At 58.5% G+C, this 23,748-nt stretch carries 13 protein-coding genes and 2 pseudogenes; 12 read left to right on the top strand and 3 right to left on the bottom strand.

The window, feature by feature from the left end; translation table 11 throughout:
- Positions 1-43 precede the first annotated feature (43 nt).
- A complete protein-coding gene (locus RIFP1SYM_RS03185) occupies positions 44-634 on the top strand; it encodes a Maf family protein (protein ID WP_006475454.1) in 591 nt (196 codons plus the stop codon).
- A gap of 106 nt (positions 635-740) precedes the next feature.
- On the opposite strand, the pseudogene RIFP1SYM_RS16835 reads toward RIFP1SYM_RS03185, so the two are convergent.
- A pseudogene (locus RIFP1SYM_RS16835) lies at positions 741-1,694 on the bottom strand (IS5 family transposase).
- 932 nt (positions 1,695-2,626) lie between these two features.
- Between RIFP1SYM_RS16835 and RIFP1SYM_RS03170 the strand changes: the two are divergent.
- The 10 genes and pseudogenes from RIFP1SYM_RS03170 (at position 2,627) to ppsA (ending at position 17,041) form a co-directional block, all read left to right on the top strand.
- Entirely contained in the window at positions 2,627-3,589 is a 963-nt protein-coding gene (locus tag RIFP1SYM_RS03170; protein ID WP_006475451.1) for a ligand-gated ion channel, read from the top strand.
- Positions 3,590-3,902: 313 nt separating this feature from the next.
- Positions 3,903-4,739: an RnfABCDGE type electron transport complex subunit B gene (locus RIFP1SYM_RS03165; protein ID WP_139042046.1), complete on the top strand. Its 837-nt coding sequence runs from the start codon at positions 3,903-3,905 to the stop codon at positions 4,737-4,739.
- Positions 4,740-4,766: 27 nt separating this feature from the next.
- Entirely contained in the window at positions 4,767-9,752 is a 4,986-nt protein-coding gene (locus tag RIFP1SYM_RS03160) for a 2-oxoacid:acceptor oxidoreductase family protein (RefSeq protein ID WP_005959199.1), read from the top strand.
- A 184-nt stretch (positions 9,753-9,936) separates the two neighbouring features.
- The gene (gene rsxC / locus RIFP1SYM_RS03150) at positions 9,937-11,277 is read left to right on the top strand and encodes an electron transport complex subunit RsxC (protein WP_005959198.1); all 1,341 of its coding nucleotides are present in this window, start codon (positions 9,937-9,939) and stop codon (positions 11,275-11,277) included.
- Positions 11,278-11,283: 6 nt separating this feature from the next.
- Positions 11,284-12,327 (top strand): RnfABCDGE type electron transport complex subunit D, encoded by a 1,044-nt coding sequence (locus tag RIFP1SYM_RS03145; RefSeq protein WP_005959197.1) that lies wholly within the window; start codon positions 11,284-11,286, stop codon positions 12,325-12,327.
- Positions 12,324-13,040, top strand: a complete 717-nt coding sequence (locus RIFP1SYM_RS03140; protein WP_005959196.1) for an RnfABCDGE type electron transport complex subunit G — start codon at positions 12,324-12,326, stop codon at positions 13,038-13,040. Before RIFP1SYM_RS03145 ends, RIFP1SYM_RS03140 begins: the two co-directional genes overlap by 4 nt.
- Positions 13,037-13,681, top strand: a complete 645-nt coding sequence (gene rsxE, locus RIFP1SYM_RS03135; RefSeq protein ID WP_005959195.1) for an electron transport complex subunit RsxE — start codon at positions 13,037-13,039, stop codon at positions 13,679-13,681. Before RIFP1SYM_RS03140 ends, rsxE begins: the two co-directional genes overlap by 4 nt.
- A gap of 11 nt (positions 13,682-13,692) precedes the next feature.
- Positions 13,693-14,276, top strand: a pseudogene (locus RIFP1SYM_RS03130) (electron transport complex protein RnfA).
- A gap of 1 nt (position 14,277) precedes the next feature.
- A complete protein-coding gene (locus tag RIFP1SYM_RS03125; protein ID WP_006475765.1) occupies positions 14,278-14,478 on the top strand; it encodes a hypothetical protein in 201 nt (66 codons plus the stop codon).
- Between the two features lie 175 nt (positions 14,479-14,653).
- On the top strand, positions 14,654-17,041 hold the full coding sequence (gene ppsA / locus RIFP1SYM_RS03120) for a phosphoenolpyruvate synthase (RefSeq protein WP_420855210.1): 2,388 nt from the start codon (positions 14,654-14,656) through the stop codon (positions 17,039-17,041).
- Positions 17,042-17,140: 99 nt separating this feature from the next.
- Here ppsA and RIFP1SYM_RS03115 read toward each other — a convergent pair whose 3' ends face one another.
- Positions 17,141-18,205: a TIGR04283 family arsenosugar biosynthesis glycosyltransferase gene (locus tag RIFP1SYM_RS03115; RefSeq protein WP_006475767.1), complete on the bottom strand. Its 1,065-nt coding sequence runs from the start codon at positions 18,203-18,205 to the stop codon at positions 17,141-17,143.
- A 511-nt stretch (positions 18,206-18,716) separates the two neighbouring features.
- Here RIFP1SYM_RS03115 and RIFP1SYM_RS03110 point away from each other — a divergent pair.
- Positions 18,717-20,321: a methyl-accepting chemotaxis protein gene (locus tag RIFP1SYM_RS03110; protein WP_005959190.1), complete on the top strand. Its 1,605-nt coding sequence runs from the start codon at positions 18,717-18,719 to the stop codon at positions 20,319-20,321.
- A gap of 67 nt (positions 20,322-20,388) precedes the next feature.
- Here the strand turns inward: RIFP1SYM_RS03110 and RIFP1SYM_RS03105 are convergent, their stop codons facing one another.
- Positions 20,389-23,745, bottom strand: a complete 3,357-nt coding sequence (locus RIFP1SYM_RS03105; protein ID WP_039959646.1) for a PAS domain S-box protein — start codon at positions 23,743-23,745, stop codon at positions 20,389-20,391.
- Between the last annotated feature and the right edge of the window lie 3 nt (positions 23,746-23,748).

Below are 23,748 nucleotides of genomic sequence, written 5' to 3'. Positions count from 1 at the left end.
CCCATTGTTAAATAGAATGTAAATCATGCACGGAAAAGACAGGATGGGCGAACACACGTTGGTGCTCGCCTCCACCTCCCCGTTTCGCAAAGAATTGCTCTCCCGCCTCGGCTTACCCTTCACCACGGCTTCGCCAGAGGTGGATGAATCACCCCTCGATGGAGAGGCGCCGGATGCGCTGGTGCAGCGGCTTGCCTTGAAGAAGGCGCAAGCGGTGGCTGGGCAATTCCCCAACGCCCTGATCATCGGCTCAGACCAAGTCGCGACCATCGATGAACGCATTCTCGGCAAGCCAGGAGACCACGAACGGGCGGTGGAACAACTTAGCGCCGCAGCGGGACGCAGGGTGACCTTCTATACCGGACTCTGTCTGCTGAACAGTACCAGTGGCGATTCTCAACTCATCTGTGAGCCATTTCATGTTCACTTTCGGCCACTAGATGCCGTAGCAATTGACGACTATCTAAAGAGGGAACAACCTTATAACTGTGCCGGTTCGTTTAAATCGGAAGGACTCGGCATCACACTGTTTGAGAAACTCGAAGGTAGCGACCCCAATGCCCTGATCGGCCTGCCGCTGATCCGGCTGGTCGGGATGTTGGAAGAGGAAGGGGTTGCGGTGATTGGGGCATAATGCTTCAACAGACGCTATCAGCCAGATAAGCCCCATTATTGACGACTAATAGCCGTTGTTCTTAGGTTTTGATGCGCCTGGCTCATCGGTTAGAGGTACGCATCCCCTAAGTCGCCAATAAATGCCTGCTCATATAGAGATTACTCAGCGCAAACAACATGTGAAGGTTGTTATCATTCTTGGCCAAGCCACGATAGCGCACCTTAGTAAAACCAAACTGACGCTTGATCACCCGGAAGGGGTGTTCGACTTTGGCCCGGATGCTTGCCTTGAGGTATTCGATACGCTCTATGGTCCGATCAAGCGGGGTATCAGTGAGTGATTTGCGCTTTCCCGATCGCATGGCAATGTTCCATTCCACACGCCGCTCCTGGTGCTCCTCTCTCTTTTCAATACCTCGACATCCAGAATCAGCGTATACGCGCTCTGCCTCGCCATGTAAGAGCACATGGGCGAGCGTCAGGTCGTGCACGCTGGCTGCAGTATTCACCAGACTGTGGACCAGACAAAAGTCTCATCAACGCCGACATGGGTCTTCATGCCAAAGCACCATTAATTGCCTTTTTTCGTCTGATGCATATCTGGGTCACGTTTGCCTTTCCGGTTTTTGGTAGAACTGGGCGCATCAATCAGGCTGGCATCAATGATCGAGCCTTCCCGTAACAGGAGTCCTGCGTTCACCCAGGTAGGCAGAAACTTCATCAAATAACTGTTTTCCAAGTTGATGCTGTTCCAGCAGGTGCCGAAAATTCAGGATAGTTGTTTCATCGGGGATACGCTCCTTGGATAGCTATAACCCGGCAAACTGACGCGGAGGTGATTTCATACAGGGCATCCTCCATCGCGGGATCATTCAGTTCATACCAATGCTGCTGCAGGCAGTGAATGCGAAGCAGGCTCGACAGGGGATAGGGCTGGCGGCCATTCCCCGCTTTGGGATAGTGAGGGGCTATCCGCTCTTCCAGCCGTTTCCAAGGGATGCTCTTATCCATCTCCAGTAGAAGCGGGTCTGTTTCCGTTTGGCGGCATGCTCCGCATCTGAGAAGCTCATCGGGTCGATGCTCTTATCTCGTAAAACTGGAAAGCACTATTATCACTCATTCCAGGGGCTTGTTCAGAGTTTCCCTAACTGACAGAAGCTGGCACCGAAAGGGAAAGGACTTCATGCAAAAAGTCATTTCCTTAATTTACAATCAAAAATCGCTTTCCGTTTTATGTGGCATTGCCCCATGAAGATGAAAAACAGTTGGGCAATATTAATTCTTTGCCTCTCTCGGCAGATCAAATCGGATCGAGCCAGATAGAAAAACAGCGCGACATTTACCTTCGCAGCAAAGGCTGGGAATTGGGTATATCAGAAAGGATATCTAGGAAGCGCATACATCGGCCGGGGGGAGGCTTCTATGGCGCACACCGAAAAAGTCGATAAATGCATTGCTGAAAGGACTTTCTTGGGGGAATCGGCGTCACTCAGTAGAACCTTCCCTGGTATCTGAATCATAGAATGTACCATCCGTGTCGAGAAGAAATCTTCAACAGCTTACTAAAGGCGAAAAGCTTGCAGCCCCCAATCGGAGATTCTAAGGATGATGGGGAGTTAATATTGCTGCGGCAAAAATTCAGGTCGAATAGTAGGATGGATTTGAAAAAAATTCCATGTATACACAAAAATACTCCGTTCCTTTGGCGCAAAAAACCATTATTCCCCCCTCATAACAGCCCGTTTATCCACTTTTCCATCCAGATATTCTTCTGGAATATATTCATTTATAATTCTGTGGTGGCCTTCCTACATACGACATTACTACTACCCCACCAATCTTCAGTCAATGTCGACTATGCTGGACCCCCATTTTTTAGCCGACTCCTGCCATCAGGCCATTCTGATCCGTAGATAGGCAATTCAATCGAAAAACAATGCAGCCAATACAAAGAAGCCACGGAAACACCGTTGCAAAGACTCTCATATTCTGTCTGCTATCTTTAATCAGCTTGGCCAGCCTAGCAGCTGAACCCAGCGATGTATTTATCGGCCTGAAGATCGACCAGATCACCGGCATCAATCAGAAGGAGGAGAACTTCAGCGTTGTCGGCAGCCTGCGCATCGACTGGCGCCAGCCGCTGCTGGCATTCGAGCACGCCCCCGGTGAACCAAAACACCGCACCTACACCCTTGCCACTTTTCTCAAACTATTAGAAGAGAAGCAGATCCGCTGGCCGGCCTTCACCTACCATAACCAGCAGGGGCGAATGGACTTCCAGAACCGCCTCATCTCCCTCTCGGAGGATGGCACCGTCATGTACCTCGAACGCTTCACCTCCACCTTCCAGGCCCCAGCATTCGACTTCCGGCTGTTTCCATTCGACAACCAACTATTTTTCATCCATGTGGATTCGATTTTCCCACAGCATCTATTCCGATTTCAGGAGATGCAAGGGTTCAGCGGACTGGGGGATCAGTTGGGCGAAGAGGAGTGGATCGTCACCGAGGTGAATACCCACCTAACGACCCACAATGAATTTACCAAAGGGGATGCCTCCCGCTTCGTGCTGGAGTTCCACGCCGAGCGCCATCTCAATTACTATCTGATGCGGATTTTAATCCCGGTGCTGCTGATCATCACCGTCTCCTGGTTCACCTTCTTCCTGCAGGATTACACCAAGCGCATCGATCTGGCCGGCGGCAATCTGTTGCTCTTCATCGCCTTCAACTTCACCATCTCCAGTGACCTACCCCGGCTCGGCTACATCACCCTGATGGATGCCTTTCTCGTCGGCACCTTCATCATCACTGCCCTGGTGGTATTGGGTAATGTCTGGCTACGGCGCTTGGAAAATCACGGCAAACAAGCACTCGCGAGAAAGCTCGACATCTACGCCATCACCAGTTACCCACTGGCCTACCTCCTCGGTGCCCTCACCCTGTGGTTACTCTTTTTCTGGCGATCATACTGACCGTCGCTTCGTCGCTGATCTGCCAGAAAACGGAGCAGTTCTATCGTAGCAAAGAGACCAATGCTCTCCGCAGGTGATCTCCGCCTACAGCCAGGCCTTCGATTCCGCTAGATCGCCCCCTTCATTGATTTACTCAATCTAATGTATTGCTTTCATTTATTTTAATGATTTGTATTAAAAACATTTGGTAGATTAATAATCGCCGCCTGCCTAGACTCCCTCAAAAGTTATAGGTTTATACCAAGCAACTCAGTTGGGTTTTAGTGTCATGGGCAGCGAGGCGTTGATTCAGGTGACCATATCCATCCTCTTCATGGGTGGACTCGGGCTCGCGCTTTCCGCAGCCCTCGCCATCGCCAACCGCAAGCTCTGGGTCTATGAGGATCCGCGCATCGATGTGGTGGAGGAGATGCTGCCCTCCACCAACTGTGGCGCCTGCGGCACCGCTGGCTGCCGCCCCTTCGCCGAGGCACTGATCGCCGGCGAGCTACAGCCAGGCCAGTGCACCGTCAACAGCGCCGACGGCAACGAAGAGATCGCCGACTACCTGGGCGTGGAGAGCGGCGACATCATCAAGCGCGTCGCCCGCCTCGCCTGCGCCGGCGGCAGCCATGTCGCCCGCATGCGCGCCCACTACGCCGGCCTCGACTCCTGCCGTGCCGCCGCTGCGGTCTCCGGCGGACCCAAGGCCTGCAGCTGGGGTTGTCTCGGTCTGGCCGACTGTGCCGAGGTCTGCGACTTCGAAGCCATCACCATGGATACCCACGGCCTACCAATTGTAGACAGCGCCAAGTGCACCGCCTGCGAAGACTGCGTTGAAGTCTGTCCCAAGGGGCTCTTCTCGATCCAACCGATCACCCACCGCCTCTGGGTCGCCTGCAAGAACCAGATGGACGGTGACCTGGCCGAGGCCGATTGCGAGGTCGCCTGCACCAACTGCGAGCGCTGCGCCAAAGACAGCCCGGAAGGATTGATCACCATTCAGAACAACCTGGCGGTGATCAACTACGAAAAGAACGGCCTCGCCTCCCCCATCGCGACTCAGCGCTGCCCCACCGGCGCCATCGTCTGGCTCGATGCAGACGGTAGCGTTCACAAAGGTATCAAGGCGAAGCACATCGTGCGGGAAGAAGCGCTACCCGTGAGTTAGGAATTTTGAAGTTTGGTGGAGTAACCAATGTTCGGCAAAAAGCCTGAGAAACAATTCAAGTACCCTGGCATCCGCATGGCAATGGACGGCAATACCGCCGTGATCATGTGTGAGCGGGAAGCCTCCGACGCGGCCGGCGCCTATCCCATCACGCCATCGACGCAGATGGGCGAGTACTGGGCGGAGGAGAGAGCCAAGGGTCATATCAACATCTCCGACCGTTCACTGATCTTTGTCGAACCCGAATCCGAACACGCCGCCGCTGCCGTCACCGCCGGCATGACGATGACCGGTCTGCGCGCCACCAACTTCTCCTCGGCCCAGGGTGTCGCCTTCATGCACGAGTCGCTCTACGCGGCGGCGGGTAAACGCCTTCCCTATGTGCTGAACATCGGCTGCCGAGCCATTACCAAGGCGTCGCTCAACGTGCATTGCGGCCACGATGATTTCCACTGCATCGACGACACCGGCTTCTTCCAACTCTTCGCCAACGACGCCCAGGGCGCCGCTGACCTCAACCTGATCGGTCGCAAGGTGGCCGAACTGTCACTGACCCCCGCAGTAGTGGCCCAGGACGGCTTTCTCACCACCCATTTAATCGAACCCCTGCAGGTGCCGGAGCGCGAGCTGATTGAGGAGTTTCTCGGCCGCCCCGACGACGAGATTGAATCCCCCACCCCGGCCCAGCGGATGCTCTACGGTGAGAAGCGCCGCCGCATCCCGGCGATCTGGGACGTAGACAACCCGATGCAGTCGGGCGGCGTACAGAACCAGGACGCCTACATGCAGACTCAGGCAGCGCAGCGTCCCTACTTCTATGATCACATCACCGAGCTGACCGAACAGGTGATGGACGAGTACTACGAACTGACGGGGCGCCGCTACGGTCGCATCGGCAGCTTCAACTGCGACAAGGCCGACTACCTGATCATCGGCATGGGCTCGATGGTAGTGCAGGCACGCGGTGTCGCCGAGTATCTGCAAAAGAGCCGCAAACTGAAGATCGGCGTAATCGACATCACCCAGTTCCGCCCCTTCCCCGGCGACCTGCTCGGCAAGGCGCTGCAGGGAAAAAAAGGTGTGGTGGTGCTGGAGCGTACCGACCAGCCGCTAGCGGAAGACCTGCCACTGATGCGCGAAGTGCGCGCCGCCATCTCCAAGTGCATGGAGAACGGCCAAGCTGATAGCCAATCCGGAAACAGGCTCCCCTACCCCGACTACGCCACCTACAAGACGCTGAAAGAGGCGCCACGCCTCTACTCCGGTGCCTACGGCATGGGCTCCCGCGACTTGCAGCCCGAGGGGCTGATCGGCGCCATCGAGAACATGCTGCCCGACGGTGATCAGAAGACCTTCTTCTACCTCGGCATCGACTTTGTGCGCGAGGCCGCCAACCCGAAGCAGGAGATCCACATCCAGAAGCTGCTGGAGGCCTACCCTAATGTGGGTGAGCTCTCGGTACGCGGCTCCGAAAATCCCAACCTGATGCCGGAAGGCTCCATCACGGTGCGGATGCACTCAGTGGGTGGCTGGGGCGCCATCACCACCGGCAAGAACCTGGTGATGACCCTCTACGACCTGCTCGGCTATGAGATCAAGGCGAACCCGAAATACGGTTCCGAGAAGAAGGGCCAGCCCACCACCTATTACCTCTCCGCGGCCCCCACACCAATCCCGCTCAACTGCGAATACCACTATGTGGACGTGGTACTGAGCCCCGACCCCAATGTATTCAGCCACTCCAACCCCCTCTACGGCCTAAAAAAAGGCGGCACCCTGATCATCCAGTCGAGTCTGCAGAGCCCCGAAGCGGTGTGGGCCAGCTTTCCACGCTGGATGCAGCAGCAGGCGGTGGATGACGAGATCAAGATCTTCTACATCGACGGCTTCAAGATCGCCCGCGAGGAGGCCAGCAACCCGGAACTGCAACTGCGCATGCAGGGCAATGCCTTCCAAGGCGCCTTCTTCGCCGGCTCACCGCTAATGGAGATGGCCGGCCTCGACGAGAAGAAGCTGTTCCAATCCATCGAAGCGCAGCTGCAGGCCAAGTTCGGCGCCAAAGGCAAACGCGTGGTGGAAGACAACCTGCGCATCGTGCGTCGTGGCTTCGATGAGATCCATCCGATCACCGATATGCAGGTCGGCGCTCAGAGCGTCAACCAGTTGAAGAAGGAGATCGGCCTGCCGGTGATGCTCAAACAACTGCCCGAGGGCGACGGCGGCATCGCCGACATCCACCGCTTCTGGGAGCAGACCGGCAGCTTCTACGCCAGCGGCAAGGGCTCCGACAACCTGGCCGACCCCTACCAGGCGCTGTCGCTGGTGCCCGCCTCCACCGGCATCTTCCGCGATATGACACAGATCCGCTTCGAGTACCCGAAATGGGTGGCGGAGAACTGCACCGCCTGCGGCGACTGCTACACTGTCTGCCCCGACTCCTCGATCCCCGGCCTGGTCAACACCATCAGCGAAGTCTTCAACTCGGTCATCAACCGGATCGAAGCCGGTGGCATGCCGACCCAGTACCTGCGCCGCGAAACCCGCAAGGTGGAGAAGCGGCTGCGCGAACTGATCAAAGAGCAGGGGGCGAAGGCCAGAGTCCGCGACCTGCTCGACCAGGCGATCCTGGAGACCATTGCCGCCTGCGACCTGGAGGAGGACGCCAAGACCAACGCCGAACAGGGGCGTTCTAATGACGCGGGAGCAGGGATGCGCAGGAGCGCCCTGGAGGCGGAATTTGGCCGCTTCATCGACGGCCTCGGCAGCTTCGACTTCGCTGTCACCAAGCCCTACTGGAACATCAAAGAGAAGAAGGCCCCCAACAGCGGCGGACTCTTCTCCATCACCGTCAATCCTTACACCTGCAAGGGCTGCATGGAGTGTGTGGATGTCTGTGACGACTTGGCGCTAGTCGCCGAGCATCAGGACAACGCAGCCATCGAACGGCTGCGCAACGACTGGAACTTCTGGCTCGACCTGCCCACCACCAACGAAATCTACAGCCGTATCGACGACCTCGACGAGAAGATCGGCGCGCTGGAGACCCTGCTGCTCGACAAACACACCTACAGCTCAATGGAGTGCGGCGATGGCGCCTGCCTGGGCTGTGGCGAGAAGACCGTCACCCACCTCTTCACTAGCACAGTCACCGCGTTGATGCAGCCGCGAGTAAAACGGCAGCTGGCGAAACTAGACGACCTGATCACCCAACTGGAGCAGCACATCCGCCTCAAGCTCGCCTCCGGTGTCGACTTGAGCGACCCCGATGCGATCAATGAAGCGGCAGAAACTGATGAAGGCGATCTGACCCTCGCCCGGTTGAGCGACACCATCGACCCAGGGCATGAGAAAACCCTACTCGACAGGGAGTGGCTAAAACGGGTAACAGGCATACTAAACGAGCTGCGCGACCTGCACTGGCACTACCGCGAAGGCCCGAGCAAAAAAGGCCGCGCCGCGATGGGCATAGTCAACTCAACCGGCTGCACCTCGGTGTGGGGCTCCACCTACCCCTTCAATCCCTACCCTTTCCCTTGGGCCAGCCATCTGTTTCAGGACAGCCCCTCCATGGCGATGGGCCTGTTCGAGGGCCACATGGCGAAGATGGCCGACGGCTTCAAGGCGATCCGCCGTGCCGAGCTGGAGCTTGCAGATAGATACAATCCTGTAGAGCACGACCCCTTCTTCCAGCAGTTCAGCTGGAAAGAGTTTAGTGAGGACGAGTGGCTGATGTGCCCGCCGGTGGTCGCGGTGGGCGGTGACGGCGCGATGTACGACATCGGCTTCCAGAACCTCTCCCGCGCCCTGGCATCCGGTATGCCGATCAAGGTGCTGGTGCTCGACACCCAGGTCTACTCCAACACTGGCGGTCAGGCCTGCACCTCCGGTTTCATCTCCCAGATAGCCGATATGTCCCCCTACGGCAAAGCGATGAAGGGTAAAGAGGAGATGCGCAAAGAGATGAGCCTGATCGGCATAGCACATCGCACCAGCTATGTGCTGCAAGGCTCGCTGAGCAACATCACTCACCTGATCGAGGGCTATATTGACGGCCTCAACAGCCGCCGGCCGGCCCTGTTCAACATCTACGCGGTCTGTCAGCCGGAGCACGGCGTCGCCGACGATGCTACCGCACGCCAGTCGAAACTGGCGGTGGAGGCCCGCGCCTATCCGCTGATGAAGTTCGACCCGGATGCGGGTGAGACCCTGGAAGAATGCATCGACCTAGAGGGCAACCCGGCGCTTGAAGAGGACTGGCCGAGCTACACTCTTAATTACGTCGATGAGCACGGCAAAGAAGCAAAACTGGAACTGCCGATGACCTTTGCCGACTTCGCCGCCACCGAAGGCCGCTTCCGCAAGCACTTCCGCAAGGCGCCGCCGGAGACCTGGGGCGACGAGATGATCCCCTTCCACGAATTTCTCGACATGGACGATGACGAGCGGGAAGGCAACTACCCCTACATCTGGGGCGTCGATGGAAAGAACCGCCTGATGCGCATCCTCTGCTCTGCAGAGATCGTCAAATCTGCTGAAGAGCGCCGCCAATTTTGGCACCAGCTCAAGAGCATCGCCGGCGAACTCGACAAGGTGGATGTGGATGCCCTGGTGGAACAAGCCAAGATCGATATGGCCAACCGCCTCAGCTCCACCCTGCTATCGATGGCAGCCTCCGGCAATGCGGCGGCACTAACCGGCGCAGTCTCTGCCAATGGCAGCGGCACAGCGACGGCCGGGAGCAACAGCGGCGCCATCGCCGAGGGCTACGAACCGGTCTGGATCGAAACCCCCGAATGCACCGCCTGTGACGAGTGCACCGGGATCAATCCGAAGATCTTCGCCTATAACGACGACAAGCTGGCCATAGTCATCGACCCCCAGGCGGGCAGCTACAAAGACATCGTCAAGGCGGCAGAGAAATGCACCGCCGGCTGCCTGCATCCCGGTACACCCTGGAACATGGCTGAGAAGGATGTGGAGAAACTGATCAAACGGGCAGCCAAGTTCCAGTGAGTCAAAAGCATAACGCAAAGGTCGTAAGGTTATTAATGATGCCAATCACTAAGGAAAGCATATCGTTGCCGACGAAGATGAGGACAGCGAAAAAGTCCATAAATTTATCTTTCTTGGCGTCCGTTGCATCTCCTTTGCGCCCTTTACATTCCCACTTTTTTTTCTCGCTAGGGAGTGACAACCGATGAGCTTGTTCGGGCTTTTCGGCCGGGGCTCTTTTCAGCACGGCATCCATCCGCCGGATAACAAGCAGCAGACCGCCTCACAGCCAATCCGTCGACTGCCGTTTCCCGAACTGCTGGTGCTACCGCTCGATCAGCACATCGGCAAGCCGGCCAGGGTGATCGTCAACAAGGGTCAGGAGGTAGTGCGCGGCGAGCCGATTGCCGAGGCGGACGGCTTTGTCTCGGTGCCGATCCACGCACCGGCGACGGGACGCATCAAAGGCATCGAGCTGATGCCGACGGCGCGCGGGCCGAAGTCGCTATCGATCCTGCTGGAGGTCTATGAGGGGTCCACCCAAGAGGTGTTGTGGGGATCGGAGCGCGACATCGGCGCCCTCTCCCCACAGCAGTTGATTCAGGCGGTGCAAGAGAGCGGCATGGTCGGGCTGGGCGGCGCCGCCTTCCCTTCCCATGTCAAGCTGACCATCCCAGAAGGCAAGCAGGTGGATACCCTGGTGGTTAACGGCTGTGAGTGTGAGCCCTATCTGAGCTGCGATCACCGGGTAATGCTGGAGCACCCGAAAGCGCTGATGCGCGGCATCCGCTACGCGATGCGCACCACCGGCACCAAACAGGCGGTGATCGGCATCGAAGATAACAAGATGGATGCGGTAGAGCAGCTGCAGACCCATACTCCCCGAGACGACACCATCAAGGTAGTGGCGGTAGAGACCAAATATCCCCAGGGATCGGAAAAGATGCTGATCAAGTCAGCATTGGGCCGTGAAGTCCCTGCCGGCGGCCTGCCGGCGGATGTAGGCGTGGTGGTCAACAACGTCGGCACCCTGGCTGCGCTCGGCCAACTGCTGCCAAAGGGCGAAGGACTGATCGAACGGGTGATCACCGTGGCCGGCCCCGGCGTGAAGCACCCCGGCAACTATCTCGTCCCATTGGGCACTCCGATCGGTTTTGTGCTGGATCAGGTGGGTTACAGCGGCGGACAGAACGAATTCATCCTCGGTGGCCCGATGATGGGCCCGGCGGTCTCCGCGCTGGAGACGCCGATCACCAAGGGCAGCTCCGGCCTGCTGGTGCTCAATGAACCGAACATCAACTCGGAGACCCGCCGCATCTGGCCCTGCATCAAGTGCGCGCGTTGCGTCGACGCCTGTCCGATGCACCTCAACCCGTCGCAGCTAGGCCAGCTGGCAGCAAAACGCCAATACCAGACCATGGCGGAGCGCTACCACCTCAACGACTGCTTCGAGTGCGGCTGCTGCTCCTATGTCTGCCCCTCCAACATCCCGCTGGTGCAGTACTTCCGCATCGCCAAGGCGATCAACCGGGAACAGGCGGCTTGATAAAAAATGACCAATAAACCGCAAATCGAACTGCGCACCACTCCCCACGCCCATGCGGCGGACGATGTGGTGAAGATCATGCGCAACGTCGTCTATGCGTTGCTGCCGATCGCGACCTGGTCAGTCTGGCAATTTGGCCTGAGCGCGCTGGCACTGTTGCTGACCGTGACACTCTCCTGTCTGCTGTTCGAGCGGCTCTTCAACCAGATGCGCGGTGAACCCAGCAGTCTTGGTGACTGGTCCGCCACCATCACCGGACTGCTGCTCGCCTTGACGCTGCCGCCCGGTTTTCCGCTCTGGATGGGAGTTGTCGCCGCTTTTGCCGCCATCGCCCTCGGCAAGGCCCTGTTCGGCGGCCTGGGCATGAACGTGCTCAACCCGGCCCTGGTTGGACGCGCGTTTGTCCAGGCCGCCTTCCCGGTCGCCATCACCAGCTGGACACCGTCCCTGTTCGACGACCGTTTCAGCCATTTTGTACCGACCACCCTGACCCTGCCCTTCCTGAAACCACCAGCGCTTGGCGATTGGGTGGAACAGGTGCGGATCGATGCCTTCAGCGGCGCCACCCCACTGGGTCTGCAGAAATTCGAAGGTATCGAGACCAACAGCCTCGACCTATTGCTGGGCACCGCCACCGGCTCCGCCGGTGAGACCTCCGCTCTTTTAATCCTCCTGTGCGGACTCTATCTCGCATTCCGTCGCATGCTCGACTGGCGCATCCCGCTGTCGGTAATGGCGGGCGTGGTGCTGACTAGCGGCGCTTTTTATCTGCATGATCCGGCCAATACACCGGATCCGCTCTTCATGCTGTTCTCCGGCGGCCTGATGCTGGGGGCCTGGTTCATGGCCTCCGACATGGTGGGCTCTCCGGTCACCCCCCGGGGAGTAATAATCTACGGCCTGCTGATCGGCTTTCTCACTGTCATCATTCGACTCTTTGGCGGGCTCTCTGAAGGGGTGATGTACGCCATCCTGCTCGGCAACGCCGCCACCCCACTGATCGACCAGTTCACCCAACCCCGGGTGTTTGGCGCAAGGGCAAACCGATGAGTCTGGCCGAGCACGAATTGCAGCAGCCGGCCACACCCACCGGCAGGATGATCCGTACCCTCGGCGGTATCGCCATGCTCTCCGGTGCGCTGGTGGTCACCACTGTGCATCTGACCAAACCAGCCATCGAAGAGAATCAGCGCCGCGCCATCGAGGCGGCGGTATTCCAGGTGATCCCCGAGGCAGTCTCGCACCGAGATTTCATCGTCACCGATCAGGGCATCACACCCGTTAGTGATAAAGATCCAGGCAGTGGAACCCGCATCTATGCCGGCTTCGACGCCCAGGGCCAACTGCGCGGCATCGCCGCCAATGCGGGGGCCCAGGGTTATGCCAATGTGATCCATCTGCTCTACGGCTACGACCCGGCCTGCCAGTGCATCCGCGGCATCAAGGTGTTGAAGCTAACCGAGACCCCAGGCCTGGGCGACAAGATCATCACGGATGCCAGCTTTGTCGCCAATTTCGACCAGCTCGATGCCCGCCTCGACCCGACCGGCACAGCCCTCGAACACCCGATCGTCACCGTCAAGCACGGCAGCAAACACAACCCCTGGGAGATCGACGCCATCTCCGGCGCCACCATCTCCTCCAAGGCGGTGGGCAAGGCGTTGAACCAATCGGTCGGAGCCCTGCTACCGCAACTCACTCCCCATCTCGATCAGATCGAACCCGAGCCCGTCACACCGCCAAACAGACAGGTGGAAGAATGAGCAGAAAACAGGAAAACCAGGTCAGTTGGGAGACCTTCACCGCCGGCCTCTGGAGAGAGAACCCGGTATTCGTGATGCTGCTCGGCATGTGCCCGGTGCTGGCGGTAACCAATTCCGGTATTAATGCGCTGGCGATGGGGCTGGCAACGACCTTTGTGTTGCTCGCCTCCGGCCTGCTGATCTCGCTGATGCGCAATATGATCCCCAGGCAGGTGCGGATCGCCACCTACATCGTCATCATCGCCACCTTCGTCACCATCGTCGACTACACGATTCAGGCGATCTCCCTCGATCTCTACAACGCGCTCGGCGCCTTCATCCAGCTGATCGTCGTCAACTGCATTATCCTCGGTCGCGCTGAGGCCTATGCTTCGAAAAATCGCCCCATCAAGACCTTCATCAACAATCTTGGCATGGGGGCCGGCTTTACTTTCGCCCTGCTCTGCCTCGGTGTGGTGCGCGAGGTGCTTGGCGCCGGCGCACTGTTCGGCATCGATCTCTTCGGCGAGGCATTTCAGCCCTGGGTGGTGATGGTCTTGCCGCCAGGAGGCTTCATCGTGCTGGGGGCCTGGTTACTGCTGTTCGAGTGGATCAATCAGCGCCGTGAAGCCGCAAAACTGGCAGCAGTGGAGCCAAGTTAAGGAGAAAGAACATGCCAACCGAATCACTCAGCTTCATCTTTCTCAACGCAGTGTTGGCCAACAACTTCGTGCTGGCGCTGTTTCTCGGCCTCTGCCCCTTTCTCGGCGTCTCGGGAAAGCTCGACACCGCCCTGCCGATGGGGCTGGCGACCATGTTCGTGATGCTGGTCAGCTCGGTTTGCGCCTTCGCCATCAACCAGATACTGGTTACCTTCGACATCGAATTTCTGCGCCTGATCGCCTACATCGCAGTGATCGCCAGCGCAGTGCAGCTGGTGGAGATGACACTGAAGAAATTCACCCCGGCGCTGTTCCGCTCCCTCGGCATCTTCCTGCCACTGATCACCACCAACTGCGCGATCCTTGGCCTAGCACTGTTCCAGACCTTCAAGGAGTACGACTTTCTGCAGTCGCTAGTCTATGCGATCGGTGCCGGTACCGGCTTCATTCTCGCCATCCTACTAATGGCCGGACTGCGTGAAAAATTGGAGCTCTCCACCCTGCCGAGCTCTCCCAGGGCGCGGCCATCAGTCTGATGCTCGGTGGCCTGCTATCGCTCTCTTTCATGGGGTTTGCCGGACTGGGAGGCGGGTGAGATGTGGGACTACCTGATCGCCATGAGCGTGATCCCGCTGCTACTGCTGGGCTGGCTGTTGGTGCAGTCGCTGGCACGACGGTTTGCCAAGGCCCACCCAGAGTTCGGCCCGCCCCCGCAAGAAGGGGGCGGCTGCGGTGGCAACTGCTTATGTGGCAGTGGTGGAAGCTGCAAACGGGAACAAACTAAGACGAATAAATAATCTTTTGTGTGCCGCCTATCACAAAAAAAAGCCTTCCATTAGCGTGGGATATCGGCACACACAGGTAACATCTTTTTTTAGCGGAGATCAACATGGAAGTACATCCAGCAGATTTCCCAGGCTCCAACAAGGCATCTGACGCGAGGGCAACACCATGCGTAATTCAAATCAGCTTATGAAGAACGAGGGCGATACTGTGGCAGAACAAATCATCTGGTTCGAGAACCTGGGAATGGACGACGTGGAACAGGTCGGTGGCAAAAACGCCTCCCTGGGCGAGATGATCAGTAACCTCGCCGAAACTGGGGTCAGCGTACCCGACGGCTTTGCCACCACCGCCCACGCCTTCCGCGAGTTTATCCGCTACAGCCGCCTCGATCAGCGCATCGACCCTCTGCTGGCAAAGCTTGACGTGGACGACGTAGAGGCCCTCGCCGAAGCGGGCCGTACTATCCGCCAGTGGGTGGTGGAGACCCCTCTGCCGGAAGCGCTACAGAACGCGGTGGTGCATGCCTACCAGAAGATGACCCGCGCAAGCGGCGTCGAACCGGCGGTGGCGGTACGCTCTTCGGCCACTGCGGAGGATCTGCCCGACGCCTCCTTCGCCGGCCAGCAGGAGACCTTCCTCAACGTACGCGGCATCGACGATGTGCTGATTTCCATCAAGCAGGTGTTCGCCTCGCTCTACAACGACCGCGCCATCGCCTACCGGGTGCACCAGGGGTTCAACCACGACGAGGTGGCACTCTCCGCCGGCATCCAGCGCATGGTGCGTTCCGACATCGGCTCTTCAGGCGTGATGTTCACCCTCGACACCGAATCGGGCTTTCGCGACGTAGTCTTCATCACCAGCGCCTTCGGCCTCGGCGAGACGGTGGTACAGGGCGCAGTCAACCCGGATGAGTTCTACGTCCACAAAGAGAATCTCTCTGCTGGTCGCCCCGCCATCCTGCGCAAAACCCTCGGCAGTAAGGCGATCATGATGACCTACGGCAAGGCGGGCGAGGAGAACGTAATCACCATCGATGTACCGGAGGCTGACTGCAAACGCTTCTCCCTCTCCGATGAGCAGGTGGAAGCCCTCGCCCGCCAGGCGCTGATCATCGAGCAACACTACGGCCGTCCGATGGACATCGAGTGGGGGCTGGATGGTGAAGATGGCCAGCTCTACATCCTGCAGGCGCGCCCCGAGACGGTGGAGAGCCGGGTCGATCACGCCAAGGTGGAACGCTTTCGTCTCGAAGAGCAGGGCACTGTGCTGGCTCAGGGCCGCGCCATTGGCCAGCGCATCGGTACCGGCACCACCAAAGTGATCAACGACATCTCCGAGATGGCCAGGATTCAGCCGGGCGACGTGCTGGTGACCGACATGACCGACCCCGACTGGGAGCCGGTGATGAAACGCGCCGCCGCCATCGTTACCAACCGCGGCGGCCGCACCTGCCACGCGGCGATCATCGCCCGCGAGCTGGGCATTCCGGCGGTAGTGGGCTGCGTCGACGCCACCGACAAATTGAGCGACGGCCAGGTAGTCACCGTCTCCTGCGCCGAGGGCGACGACGGCTTTATCTATGAGGGACGGCTCAACTTCAGCGTCACCGAAGGTGACAGTGGCGAACTGCCGGAGCTGGACACCAAGATCATGATGAACATCGGCAACCCGAGCCACGCCTTCGCCTTCAGCCGCATCCCCAATGCCGGCATCGGTCTGGCACGGCTGGAGTTCATCATCAACACCACCATCGGCATGCACCCACTGGCGCTATTAGAGTTTGACCAGCTGCCTGAAGAGTTGCAGGCGCAGATCAGCGATCAGTGCGCCGGTTACGCCGACCCAGTCTCCTTCTATATCGACAAATTGGTGGAGGGCATCGCCACCCTGGCGGCGGGGTTTCAGGGACATCCGGTGATTGTGCGCATGTCGGACTTCAAATCGAACGAATACGCCAACCTGATCGGCGGCGAGCGCTACGAACCCAGCGAAGAGAACCCGATGATCGGCTTTCGCGGTGCCTCCCGCTATCTCTCCGACAGCTTCCAGCCCTGCTTCGAGCTGGAGTGCCGGGCGCTGAAGCGAGTACGCGGGGAAATGGGCTTCGACAATGTGGAGATCATGATCCCCTTTGTGCGCACCCTCGAGGAGGCGGCTCAGGTACAGGCGCTACTGGCGGCCAACGGCCTGAAGCGCGGTGAAAACGGTCTGCGCGTGATCATGATGTGCGAACTGCCCTCCAACGCGGTGCTGGCGGAAGAGTTTCTCGAGCACTTCGACGGTTTCTCCATCGGCTCCAACGACATGACCCAGCTGACCCTGGGACTGGATCGCGACTCCGCGCTGATCGCCGACAAGTTCGATGAGCGCAACCCGGCGGTGAAGAAGATGCTTGGCATGGCGATCACAGCCTGCCGCGAGCAGGGCAAGTATGTCGGCATCTGCGGTCAGGGTCCATCCGACTATCCGGATCTGGCCCAGTGGCTGCTGGAACAAGGCATCAGCAGCATCTCCCTCAACCCGGACACGGTGGTCAGCACCTGGCAGTCGCTGGCCACCCAAAGTTGCTAGAAGCTGCAGCGACCAAGCTATAGATCGGGCTGTGCACGACATCATCCTTGATTTTAATCGATGACACGCGGCGGCCACGGGCCGCCCTATATTTTAAGGTTAGTCGCGCCCCGTTTGGCCTCGCTCCAGCCGGCGAAACAGGCGCCAGCTGGCGTGGAACCAGAGCCAAGCGAGGCCGGCTGTCAGCCAGTCGAAGAGCATAAAATCGGTCAGCGGCCGGAACACACGGTCATGCAGCCAGAGACCGGGCCGGCGGCGGCCCCCCAACAGCCGTTGCAGCACCAGATCGAACAGGAAGAAGAGTTGCCAGGCATGACCACGCACATAACGCCCGGACGCCAGCCAGCGATGTCGGGCCACGCGACTACCAGCCTCCCGGTTCAGCGCATCAATTAAGCGGAAGATCGGTGCCAGCTGCAGCTGCCCGGTCTGCGACTGGTTACGATAGACTGCTGCGACACGCTCGAAGAAAGCATCCAGGCCGATAGCGTGAAAATTCATGATCAGTGCCGAGAGGATCATGCGCCGACCCAGCCCCTCTTGCTCAAAACGGCGCGCCGAGGTTTCCAGGGTACCCGGCAGGGTGATCCACTCTCCTTTGCTGCGGATCGTCTCGGCCAGGCGTTGATCCTCCAGAAACCAGAGCGACTCATCAAACCCACCGAGTTCATCGAACAGGCTGCTCGGCAGCAGAAACCCCTGATCGCCATTGGTACACTCCGGCCGATTGAGGGCGCTCTTCTCTTCGTAGTAGTGGTAGACGAACCCCTGACCGGGGCGGCTGCGGCAAAAACTCAGTCGAAAATGGCCAGCAATGCGTTGCTGGCCACGCGCCTGCATCGCCTGTTTGAGCGCAGCCAAGGCATCAGCCAACTGCCGCTCATCAGTCAGGCCCGAGTCCGCATGCAGGAACAGCAGAAACGGAGAAGAGCTGACGGCGGCACCAGCATTCATCTGCCGCCCCCGCCCCGCATCCGTTGCCACAATCCTAACCCCGTGGGCGCTGGCGATCGACAGGGTCGAATCCCGCGAACCGCCATCGGCTAGGATCAGTTCCAGTTCAATATCCTGCTGTCGCCACAACTGCTTCAGTAACAGCGGCAGGGCATCTTCCTCATCGATAGCTGGGATGATGACACTGAGTTGAGAAGCGCTAGAGATCATAAAAAAGCGCGACCATAGCAACTTGATTCAAGATGGCACGATGATCCCACGGGGATTGCTGGAAACGTTGGGCATCGGCTTCTACAACCACCTCCTCCATGCGTTCCATGTTCTTTCTCTGCGCTTGCATCAGACCATTAATATAGTGTGTGGCCAAATGAAATACGGACCTTGTCTTGTTCGTGAAATGTCATTTGAAACAGTATTGAAAATCTTAGAATCGCCCCACAATGCAATTTATTATATTTATACACCTATTAGATAACTAAGATGACCTTGGCAATTCTCATTTGATGCTTTTCCTTTCATTGCTTGGCAGATAATTCATGCCATATATTTTATATTTTTCAATCAGTTATTTTTAGGTCCAGTCAGACAAAGTAATCCTAAAGTATTGCCTCTTCCCGCCGAATATCGATGTATTCGATATTTTTTAACTAATCGATATCTCTGACGCCGAGGCGGCATGCAGCCGGGCCCCGTTCAAACGCACTCAAAAGAAGGCTGAACCATGAAAAGACTGATCGGCAGCTTCATCCAACACTCCCTGGATCTGGTGGGAATCAAGCGCATCCGCAGCCAGTTGCTAACGCTCAATGTCCTGCTGATCGCCTTTGGTCTGTTTTCGATTGCATCCATTTACTGGAGCCTCGACAGTGACGCCGCTGCCATCAACATCGCCGGCCGCCAGCGCATGTTGAGCCAGCGAGTGGCTAAGGAGGCGTTGATGGTGGTCCAGGGGGTGGAACCGCTGGCGGTGGTACAGAAAACCCTGGCACTGTTCGAGGATTCCCAGCACCGACTGCTCCTAGGAGATCCTGAAGCAGGCATCACCCCGCCAATGAACGAGGCTATCCGGCAACAGTTGGCAAAGACCAGCCGACTCTGGTCGGCCTACCGGCGGCACTTGGAGGCCTATCTCGCCACCCCCTCCCTCGACAGCCTGAAGGCGATTCGGGAAAAAGCCCAAAAAGTACTGGAGGAGGCCAACCAGGCAGTCAAGCTAATGGAGAGAGAGGCCAACCATCAGGTCTTCCTGCGAGCCGGCTGGGCCATCGGCATGATCGTCGTCCTGCTGCTCTTCACTAACAATATCCGTATCTATACCCTGCATACGCTGATGGACCCGATCGAGACCCTGCGTAACCGGTTCCTGCGGGTCAGCGAAGGGGATTTCACGCAACCTATGCCCGAATCCGATCTGGACAACGAAGTGAGCCAGACCAGCCGCGCCTACAACGCCATGCTGGTGGAGATCGGGAACATGGTGCGCCAAGTCATCGATGACGCCATCCACATCGGTCAGGAGGCAATCAACCTGACCTCGGTGGCCGAGATCTCCCAGAACGGGGCGCGCAAGCAGTATATCGAGATCAACCAGTTATCCAGTGCTATGAACACCACTTCCGATGCAGTTCAGGACGTGGCCCGCAGCGCTGCCCAAGCCGCGGATGCGGCAGAGGAAACCAACCAGGAAGCGGTCTCCGGCAAGAGGATAATGGCCCAATTAGCGGATGTGATGGATGCCTTAATGCAGCAGAGCGGCGCCGCAGCGACGGTAGTCGGTGAGCTGGAACAGGACAGCCAGTCCATTGGTCAGGTGCTGGAGGTAATCAAAGGCATTGCGGAACAGACCAACCTACTGGCCCTTAATGCAGCCATCGAAGCAGCCCGCGCTGGCGAGCAAGGACGCGGCTTCGCCGTGGTAGCCGACGAAGTCCGTGCCCTGGCGGCCCGCACTCAGACCTCCACCGAAGAGATCCGCCAGATCATCGAACGCCTGCAACAACAGTCGAAGAAGGCTGTGGTAACCATGGAGGAGAGCCGGCTCCAAGCGGACGAGGGTAGCAGCCGCGCCGTCGAGGCCAGCAATGCCATGGAGAAGATCATCGATGCCATCGGCACCATCACCAGCATGAATACCCAGATCGCCACTGCTGCGGAGGAACAGGGACAGACCGCTGAGCTCATGAGTCGGAATGTCGAGACCATCGGGACCGTGGCAGCGGAAACCGCCGAGGCAGCGGACAAGACGATCCAGGTCAGCAGCATGCTCAGCCAGGGGCTAGATTCCCTCCGCTCCCAGGCCAGCCGTTTCCGGATCGATGCCACATGAGGGGAACTGAGCATGGCGGGGGCAAACCAAGCATTGCATTCGACAACTTGCGGTGGCCCCTGGGGGATCAGTCGGTTGCGGGCAGTAACTCCGCCACCACCTGCAACAGGGTCCCGGGTTCCACCGGCTTGCGCAAGAAACGGCTGATACCCATCTCATGGGCACGCTTCTCGTCCAGGCTCTCACTATTGCCGGAATAGATAATAACCGGCAACCCAGGACGAATTGCCAGCAGACGACGGGCTAGTTCACTGCCGGTCATGTTGGGCATGATCTGGTCGCTGATCACCAGATCGAATGATTCGGGTGCATCCATAAAGCACTCCAAAGCCTTCTGTGCATTATCCACTGCCGTGACCCTGCATCCTTGGCTCTGTAACAGGTCTTGCAGATAGTCGATGAGTGAATGTTCATCATCTACCACCAGCAGATGACCACTGATCCGCTCTGGTACGGTGGTGTCAGGCGACGACGAAAGCCTTTCGTTTTTCAATGCCATTTCGGCGGCGAGCGGCAGCAGCAACCGAAAGCAACTACCTTCCCCGGGTACGCTATTCACCAGGATATGACCGCCATGTTGCTCAACAACACTCCTCGTCACGGCCAGCCCCATACCGCTCCCCTCGTCCAGCTCCTTGGTGGTGAAAAAGGGGTCGAAGATGTGATTTAACTGCCCCGGCTCTATACCCACCCCCTCATCACTCACCGAAAGTTCCACCCATTCGCCATTGAGGATCTTGTGACAGCTGGCGCATTCGGCTTGAACCTGCTCCAACCGGTGCAGGCTAATATGGATCATGCCCCGCCCCCCCATCGCGTCCCTGGCATTGATGCAGAGGTTTACCAGGGCCTGATGGGCCTGAACCGGATCGATATAGACCGGCGGCGTGTCAGGATCAAGATCGGTCTCAAAGGTGATACCTGTAGTCATGGGCGCCTGCAGCATCTTCACCACCTCCTTAACGAGGGGGATAAGCTGAAGGCACTGGGGTTCACTCCCGCTGCCCCGACTGAATCGCAATAGCTGTGCCACCAGATCCCGGGCACGTTCACCGGCAGTCTGAACTTCGTACAGATAGTCCCTCATCTTTGCCGGGCATTCGCCAGCAAAACGTTCTATTGCCAGACCGGTATAGCCGAGAACACTAGCGAGAATATTGTTGAAATCATGGGCGATACCGCTAGTAAGCCGCCCCACCGCCTCCATCTTTTGTGCCTGTGCCAATTCCCGGCGCAGCCGTTCCCGTTCACTAGCGGCCAGGTGCAGTTCCGTGATGTCGCTGCCCGAGCTGAAAGTGCCCGTAATCCTTTCCTCATCATCACGGACAGTGGCATTGCGCCAGGCAATGAGCCGCCGCTCCCCACTGCGCGTGACAATTTCATTCTCCACATAGGTATGCAGATCGACTCGACCCTGCATGATCTCATCGAAGATCTGCCGGACCGGCTCTACCTCCCCGTCAGGCAGCACCGTTTCAAACCAGTCCCGCCCCTCGAGGCTGCCCGGCTCATAGCCAAGGATCTCGTATCCCTTACGGTTGAGCAGGTCGACACGCCCCTCTCGGTCGAGCCCCAGCAGCATCACCTCCGCCACCTCGAGGTAGCGTTCGGCCTGCAGGTGCTCCCGGATCAGTGCCTGCTCCGCCTGCTTGCGCAGGGTGATGTCTGTCATCACGCCACCGATGCGCACGGGGCGGCCCTGTGCATCCATGATCACCGACTTGTTGTCGAGCACCCAATGCACTTCGCCATCAGGATGGCAAATACGGTACTCGAGCTCGACCCGTCCATCATCCCAGAGGCGGGCAGTTCTCTCCTCAACACCCTTGCGGTCCTGCGGATGCACAGCCTCAAGCCAGAGCTGCGGCTGTTCATCGAAGGCCTTGGCGGGACGACCGTAGATCTCCTCCACAGCACGGTTGACATAGAGGATGCGGCTGCCATCGAGCTCGGCGGCCCAGACCCCTTCCCTGAGCGAGTCGAGCAGTTCCTGAAACTGGGTCTCCCTCGCTTGCAGATCGGCCGTCGCCTGTCGCAGCTCACTGATATCAACACAGATGCCAAGCACCCGTTCGATTCCATCCTCCCCTTCATCCATCAGGCGGCCATTACAATGCAACCAGACCGTCCGACCACTCTTGTGCCGCACCTGCATCTCAAGGGAGACCCGCTGCGCATCGCCCCGGCGCAATCGTTCAATCTCTTCCTCGATTTGACGCTGGCTCTCGGGCAACGCCAGTTTGATCCACTCCGCCCAGGCGTCACTCAGATCTTCAGGCTGGTAGCCCAACAGGCGGAACAGCATTGGATCCCCCAGCAAGCGCCCAGTTTCCGGCCAGAGCTCCCAGGCGGCGACCCGGCCCGCCTGCGCCACCAGGTGATAGCGCGCCTCCGAGGCGATCAGCCGCTGCTCCATCGACTTGCGCCGATCTATGTCCACATGGGTGCCGACCATGCGCAAAGGTTGGCCTGCAGCGTCACGTTCCACCACTCGTCCCCGAGCAAGTATCCATTTCCAGCGGCCACTCTTGGTGCGCAGCCGATGATCTATGGCGTATTCTGGGGTACGGCCCGCGAAGTGGGCCTCCAGCGCCGCCTCAGCCAATGGCAAGTCATCGGGATGGACGCGATCGGCCCAGCTACGGTAGTTCGGCGGCAGCTCGCCGTGCTCGAAACCAAGCATGGTCTCCCAACGCGGGCTGAAATAGGTCTCACCGGTCGCAACATGCCAGTCCCAGATACCGTCAGTGGCGTTCTCCAACGCCAGCGACAGCCGGGATTCGCTCTCACGCAGCGCCTCCTCGGAGTGCCGCTGGGCAGTGACATCAAACAGAGCGCAGTATGTATTGGCACAAATATCCCCAGCCTCTCCATGCCAGAACTCCCGATGCACACGGATCTCCACTTTCAGAATCAGCTCCCGACCATCACGATGGCACAGGAGCAGCTCTGTGCCCCCGATATCTTCGCCACGCAAAAAGCGGGCATAGGTCGCATCAAAGGCCGGTAGTCCCCGTTCGGAGATCAAGCTACGCATGGGTCGGCCCAAAGCCTCCTGCCGTGAATAGCCGGTCAAGCATTCCCACTGATGATTGACCTCACGAATGTTTCCCTTTGAATCGACAGACTGATAGGCGACCGGCGCCTCTGCGTAAAACTGGCGGTAGTGGTCCCGGTTCTCTATCAATGCCTGCCGATGGCGCGCGGCAATGGCCGCCTCACGTCGCAACAGCAGAAAGAAAATCAGCGAGATAACCAGCAGATGCAGCCCTTCCTTCCAGGCCTCCTGCCATTCGGGAGAAGCAGTGTTCGGGAAGAGCCCGCTGATAGCAGTATCGCCCCCCAACAACCAGAGCCCGGCCACTAGGGCAAAGATCAGGGTCAGCAGCAACGTGCGGCGGAGGCCGTCACCCCATGCCTTCACCGA

It is taken from the genome of endosymbiont of Riftia pachyptila (vent Ph05), assembly GCF_000224455.1.
Lineage (GTDB): Bacteria > Pseudomonadota > Gammaproteobacteria > Chromatiales > Chromatiaceae > Endoriftia > Endoriftia persephonae.
This window is presented reverse-complemented; position numbering and strand designations above follow the sequence as displayed.